Raw genomic sequence first — 5526 nt, forward strand, 5'->3', positions numbered from 1 at the left:
ACCATACACCATACACCGTACACCGTACACCGTATACCGTTTTTGCCTGCCTCGAATATTAAGCTTTTACTGTGCCATCGGTTTGTCGATTTTTTATGAAAGCATCTAGATTAGGAAAGGTAGAAGGTTAAGATGAGTAAACGATTTGGTGAGACTTTTGATGATTTGTACTCCATGAAAGAGCAAATGGATAAATTGTTTCGGACTTCTCTGGAACGAATAGACAGTGAAGGGGAGGACAATCAAGGACAGTGGTTTCCGCCGGTAGATATGTACGACAATGGACTTGACTATGTTCTTGAGATTGAAGTGCCGGGGGTGAAACAGGAGGAGCTGGAAGTTCTTCTGCTGCCGGATGCTATTCGTTTAAAAGGGAAGAGGTCTTTTCTCGTCAATGTTGAGCAGGAAAAAATATTCAGACTGGAAAGGCCTTCAGGCGCATTTGATCGACAGTTTCAATTTCCAGGCAAGGTGGATACTGATCATGTGCAGGCTACTTTAACTGATGGTATACTTACACTTATGGTTCCGAAAGTGGGCGGCAAACAGAAGAAAACTGTTTCGATAAAGAGAAGTATTGATTGATGACGGCTAAACGCATTCGTGATTTATCCGGGACTTTCAAAATTCCCTGTCCAGCCAAGGTGAATCTGGGGTTGAAAGTGGTTGGCCGCCGGGAGGATGGTTATCATCTGCTGGAAATGGTCATGGAACCGGTCAGTTTGTTCGATGTCCTGAGTTTGAGAGTTTCACCGGCACAATCACCTGTCGTCACTCTGCAGTGTCCGAATCTACCCTGCTTGAAAACCGGGGATAACCTGGTGATTAAAGCGGCGCAAAAAATGTTGGCGATGGCCGCGGCCAGAGGAATTGATACGGCTGCTGACTTTTCATTTTTTCTTGATAAACAAATCCCGGTGGGTGCCGGGTTGGGTGGCGGCAGCAGTGATGCGGCGGCGGCACTGTTGCTTTTGAATGTTTTTCTATCGCTGGAATTGAGTTTAAGTGAGCTACAGGCACTGGCCATTGATCTGGGGGCCGACGTCCCTTTTTTTTTGCAGCCTGAACTTTGCCTGGTTGAAGGGATAGGTGAGCAGTTATCCCCCCTGTCCCATCCTCATCGCCGGTGGTATGTTTTGATTAAACCATCCTTTGCAATTAATACCTCCTGGGCCTACAAAAAATTAAATTATGAGTTGACAAACAATAAATATAATATTAACATGCGGCAATTTTTACAGCCGGTTTGTGGAAGTGGAAAATATAGTCTCTTTAATGATTTTGAAGAAGTTATTTTTGCTGAGTTTCACCAACTGGACGAGATTAAGCAGTGGCTTATGGGGCGACGGGAGGTCCGTGGAGCGCTGATGAGTGGCAGTGGTTCGGCGGTTTACGCTGTTTTTTCTGCCTATGAACCAACCGTGGAGGCTTATATGGAGGCCTGTGCCAGATGGGGCGACTCCGGTTGGCTCGTTTCCCTGGTTCATAACCTACTTTAAAAATGCCGTATATACGGTTTTCCCCCGGGAATGATCTTTATTTATGGGGAGGGTCCAATTGTCGGGCTGGCGCATGCAATGCCCGTTTTTTCTTGGGTTGCAGGCAGCTGGCTTTCCGGTCTAATCCTGTCAGGTCGGCGCCGTGAAATTGCTTTTATTGTTTGGTAATAATTGTTGGGGTGTCGTCAAGCGGTAAGACACAGGCCTTTGGAGCCTGCATTCGGAGGTTCGAATCCTCCCACCCCAGCCAGATAAATTAAAGGAATCAAATTGTCTCGAATATTGTCTCGAATGGGGACAGAATTTAATTCTGTCCCCGTGCGAAGCACCCCAAGGGCACTTCCTCGCTGTCGCTCAGGGCGTAAGCGAAGCAAAGGTGTAAATTATTGCCACAAGTAGGCGAAGCCTTTTGGAGCGTTAAAAGATTTTTATGGAAAGACTGAAAATAGTTACGGGCAGCTCCAATATCCGATTTGCTGATTCCGTTTGCCGTCACTTGGGTGTGCCCCTGAGCAAAAGTGTGGTGAAGCGATTCAGTGATGGCGAAATCATGGTGGAAATCCATGAGAGCATGAGGGGGATGCGTGCCTTTGTGATTCAGTCTACCTGTGATCCGGTTAATACAAATCTGATGGAGTTGCTGATTATCATAGATGCCTTGAAACGCGCTTCAGCATCTGAGATTAATGCCGTGATTCCCTATTATGGTTATGCCCGCCAGGATCGTAAAGTTGCTCCCCGGGCACCAATCAGTGCGAAGCTGGTGGCTGATCTGCTTACCGTAGCCGGCACTGATCGGGTGATAGCCATGGATCTTCATGCGGGCCAGATTCAGGGTTTTTTTGATATTCCTGTTGATCACTTGTATGCCTTGCCGGTTTTGGTCCAATACGTTAAAGAAAATATTGAGGGTGAGATTGCCGTTGTCTCCCCGGATGCCGGAGGCGTTGAGCGGGCCCGGGCATATGCAAAAAGAATAGGATCATCTCTGGTGATTATTGATAAACGGCGCAGTGGTCCAAATGTCCTGGAAGAGATGAATGTCATTGGTGATATCAAAGGTAAAGTGGCCGTTATTGTTGATGATATGATCGATACTGCCGGAACGCTCACCAAGGCGGCTAATGTTCTGATGGAAGAAGGTGCCCTCAAAGTGTATGGTTTTGCTTCGCACGGGGTTTTGTCGGGGCCGGCCATCGATAGAATAGCACAATCGCGTTTGACAAAGGTTGTCGTTACAAATAGCATCCCCGCTCATGAGCATGTTGCTCAATGTGATAAGATTGAAGTTCTATCAGTGTCTGGCTTGTTTGCTGATGCCATTAAAAGGATATATATAGAGGATTCTGTCAGTTGTCTGTTTTCTTAATCGCGAGGGTGAAATCCGAAAATCTTATACCTAAGCTGAGTGATTAGCAGTTAGCGATTAGCAATTAGCCTTTAATAATCAGGACTTTACGTTGATTAGTAACAACACCCATTGGGTGGACATGTATAATATTAAACATTTTGTAATCATTGAGCTGACAGCTGAGCGCTAAAAGCTAATCGCTTAATTCAGTCTCAGGCAACTGGTTTTTATTGGTTTCTGTTATAATTTTATGGAGGTTTAGAGTCGCATGGCTATTGCTGAGTTAGAAGTCCAGCCCAGAAGCACGTTGGGTAAAAGTGCTGTTAAAAAAATGCGTGCGGAAGGTCTGGTTCCCGCGGTATTATATGGAAATGAAGTAGAGTCTACACCTTTGGCGGTTAACGAACACATTTTGAATCATTTTTTTCATAAGTATGGGCAGAGTACGTTGGTGTCTCTCGCATTTGGTACTGATAACAAGGATGAAGAAAAACTGGCTATCGTTAAAGATATTCAATATCATCCACTTACCGGGTGTGTTTCCCACCTTGATTTTTACAGTATCCGTATCGGTGTTCCGATCGAGGTTGAAGTTCCTTTGAGCTTTGAGGGTGAAGCGGTGGGTATTGCTAAAGGTGGCCTGTTGCAGCCGGTAAGACGTTCGTTGGAAATTCGGTGCTTGCCCCGGGAAATTCCGGAAGTGTTCGAAATAGATGTTTCAGCCCTGGATATAGGTGATTCTATTCATGTAAATGATCTTGATTTTGCAGGGATTGAATTTATTTCTGAGATTAATTTTACCATTGTTACTGTTTATGTTCCCAAGGTTGAAGTTGAACCTGAGGGTGAAGAGCTCGAAGAGGGTGAAGAGGAACTGGAAGCTGCGGAAGCTGTTGCTGAGACTGAAGAACAGTCATCGTAAGTTCTCGCGGGAAGATGGTGGATTTTCTGGTTGTTGGCTTGGGCAACCCGGGGAAAGAATACGCTGAAACCAGGCATAATTTTGGTTTTTTGGCACTTGATAGTCTGTCTCGGGAGATGGATGTTGCCTTTCGCTACTATTCGTCATTGGAGGCGGAAGTTGGGGTTGGTGAGTTTTTATCGCAATCGCTTGTTCTGGCAAAACCACTCACCTATATGAATTTGAGCGGTCATGCTGTGGCGGCTGTGGTGAAATTTTTTCAGTTGGAAGATCCTCAGCAAGTCATCGTCATCCATGATGATTTGGATATTCCGCTGGGGAGAATGAAAATTAAATCAGGCGGTGGCGCCGGCGGGCATAAGGGTGTTCTTTCAGTAATTGAATCGTTGGGTACAAGCGATTTTTTACGTATTCGCCTGGGAATTGGACTTGAAAAACGGACGCTTGATGTAGTCGACTATGTTTTGACCCCGTTTGCGATTGAAAATCAGGATGTTGTGCAGCATGCACTAGATGAAGCATCAAAAGCCGTGCAGATGATAATCCAGGAGGGTCCTGAACGGACGATGAATTTCTTTCATCGTCGTGGCAATTGAGATACTTTAATGAGGAACAACAGGCAAAAAGGTGGCTTTTAATGGTTGCCTCAAGTGATATTTTAATTTTAATTAACTCATTTGGCTAAGGAGGAAGAGGATGGAGAATTTGACGATTTATGCACCAATTCTGGGAATTATAGGTCTCCTGGTGGCTGGTGTGCTCTACGCGTACGTTGTGAAGCAGTCGGTAGGGACGACCAAAATGCGGGAACTTGCCGATGCTATCAGTGAAGGGGCGATGGCTTTTTTGAAACGTGAATACAGAATTCTGGCTGTTTTTGTCATTGCGGTTTTTATTTTGCTTTTTGTCTTCCTTGATCGGCAGACGGCATTTGCCTTTTTGGGTGGGGCAATCTGTTCGGTGCTGGCCGGCTATTTTGGCATGATGGCGGCAACCAAGGCTAATGTCAGGACTTCCGCCGCGGCAAATCAGTCAGGCCAGGCAAAAGCTCTCAGTGTGGCTTTCAGCGGCGGTGCGGTTATGGGTATGAGTGTTGCCGCCCTGGGTCTTATTGGTGTAGGTGTTCTTTTCTACCTCTTTGGTGGTGATCCTGAATCAGCTAAATATATTAATGGGTTTGCCATGGGTGCCAGTTCCATTGCCCTGTTTGCCAGGGTTGGGGGTGGAATTTATACCAAGGCTGCCGATGTCGGCGCTGACCTGGTTGGTAAGGTTGAAGCCGGGATTCCCGAGGATGATCCCCGTAACCCGGCAACCATTGCCGATAATGTTGGGGACAATGTTGGGGATATTGCTGGTATGGGTGCCGATATTTTCGAGTCCTATGTTGGTTCGATTATTGCGACTATTGCCATCGCTGCCACTGCTTCCGGACCTTTGTTCTCCGGCCTTCGCTACCAGTTTATGGCATTTCCGCTGCTGGTGGTCATGATCGGTATTGTCAGCTCTATTCTGGGAATTGTGTCCATGAAAATCCTGGAAAAATATAGTCCTGCTGATGCCTTGCGTTATTGTACCTTCATCGGTGCCGCGGCCATGTTGGCTGTTACTTATTATGCAGCTAAATCACTGGGATTGCCAATCGGGGCTTTCTGGGCGGTACTTTTTGGTTGCTTGTGCGGTATTATGATTGGTTTGGTAACCGAATATTATACGTCTGCCGCACCCATTAGAAAAATTGCCGAAGCCAGTCT

General features: G+C 46.2%; 6 protein-coding genes and 1 tRNA gene. All 7 read left to right on the plus strand.

The window, feature by feature from the left end; genetic code table 11:
- Nucleotides 1-132 precede the first annotated feature (132 nt).
- Nucleotides 133-585: an Hsp20/alpha crystallin family protein gene (locus U9P07_10015; GenBank protein ID MEA2109740.1), complete on the plus strand. Its 453-nt coding sequence runs from the start codon at nt 133-135 to the stop codon at nt 583-585.
- A complete protein-coding gene (gene ispE, locus U9P07_10020; protein MEA2109741.1) occupies nt 585-1499 on the plus strand; it encodes a 4-(cytidine 5'-diphospho)-2-C-methyl-D-erythritol kinase in 915 nt (304 codons plus the stop codon). Before U9P07_10015 ends, ispE begins: the two co-directional genes overlap by 1 nt.
- Before the next feature lie 175 nt (nt 1500-1674).
- Nucleotides 1675-1749, plus strand: a tRNA-Gln gene (locus tag U9P07_10025).
- A gap of 180 nt (nt 1750-1929) precedes the next feature.
- Complete coding sequence (locus tag U9P07_10030) at nt 1930-2868, plus strand: ribose-phosphate pyrophosphokinase (GenBank protein MEA2109742.1); 939 nt, start codon at nt 1930-1932, stop codon at nt 2866-2868.
- A 250-nt stretch (nt 2869-3118) separates the two neighbouring features.
- A complete protein-coding gene (locus tag U9P07_10035) occupies nt 3119-3772 on the plus strand; it encodes a 50S ribosomal protein L25 (GenBank protein MEA2109743.1) in 654 nt (217 codons plus the stop codon).
- 14 nt (nt 3773-3786) lie between these two features.
- Nucleotides 3787-4368, plus strand: a complete 582-nt coding sequence (gene pth / locus U9P07_10040) for an aminoacyl-tRNA hydrolase (GenBank protein ID MEA2109744.1) — start codon at nt 3787-3789, stop codon at nt 4366-4368.
- Nucleotides 4369-4468: 100 nt separating this feature from the next.
- Nucleotides 4469-5526: sodium/proton-translocating pyrophosphatase (locus tag U9P07_10045; GenBank protein MEA2109745.1), on the plus strand; the 1058-nt coding region annotated here is incomplete at its 3' end.

The sequence above is a fragment of the Pseudomonadota bacterium genome, from assembly GCA_034660915.1.
Lineage (GTDB): Bacteria > Desulfobacterota > Anaeroferrophillalia > Anaeroferrophillales > Anaeroferrophillaceae > DQWO01.

What these genes read in the sequence shown, in the direction of transcription:
- U9P07_10015 (MEA2109740.1), top strand. Translation starts at nt 133, where the DNA reads ATGAGTAAACGATTTGGTGAGACTTTTGATGATTTGTACTCCATGAAA.
- ispE (MEA2109741.1), top strand. Translation starts at nt 585, where the DNA reads ATGACGGCTAAACGCATTCGTGATTTATCCGGGACTTTCAAAATTCCC.
- U9P07_10030 (MEA2109742.1), top strand. Translation starts at nt 1,930, where the DNA reads ATGGAAAGACTGAAAATAGTTACGGGCAGCTCCAATATCCGATTTGCT.
- U9P07_10035 (MEA2109743.1), top strand. Translation starts at nt 3,119, where the DNA reads ATGGCTATTGCTGAGTTAGAAGTCCAGCCCAGAAGCACGTTGGGTAAA.
- pth (MEA2109744.1), top strand. Translation starts at nt 3,787, where the DNA reads ATGGTGGATTTTCTGGTTGTTGGCTTGGGCAACCCGGGGAAAGAATAC.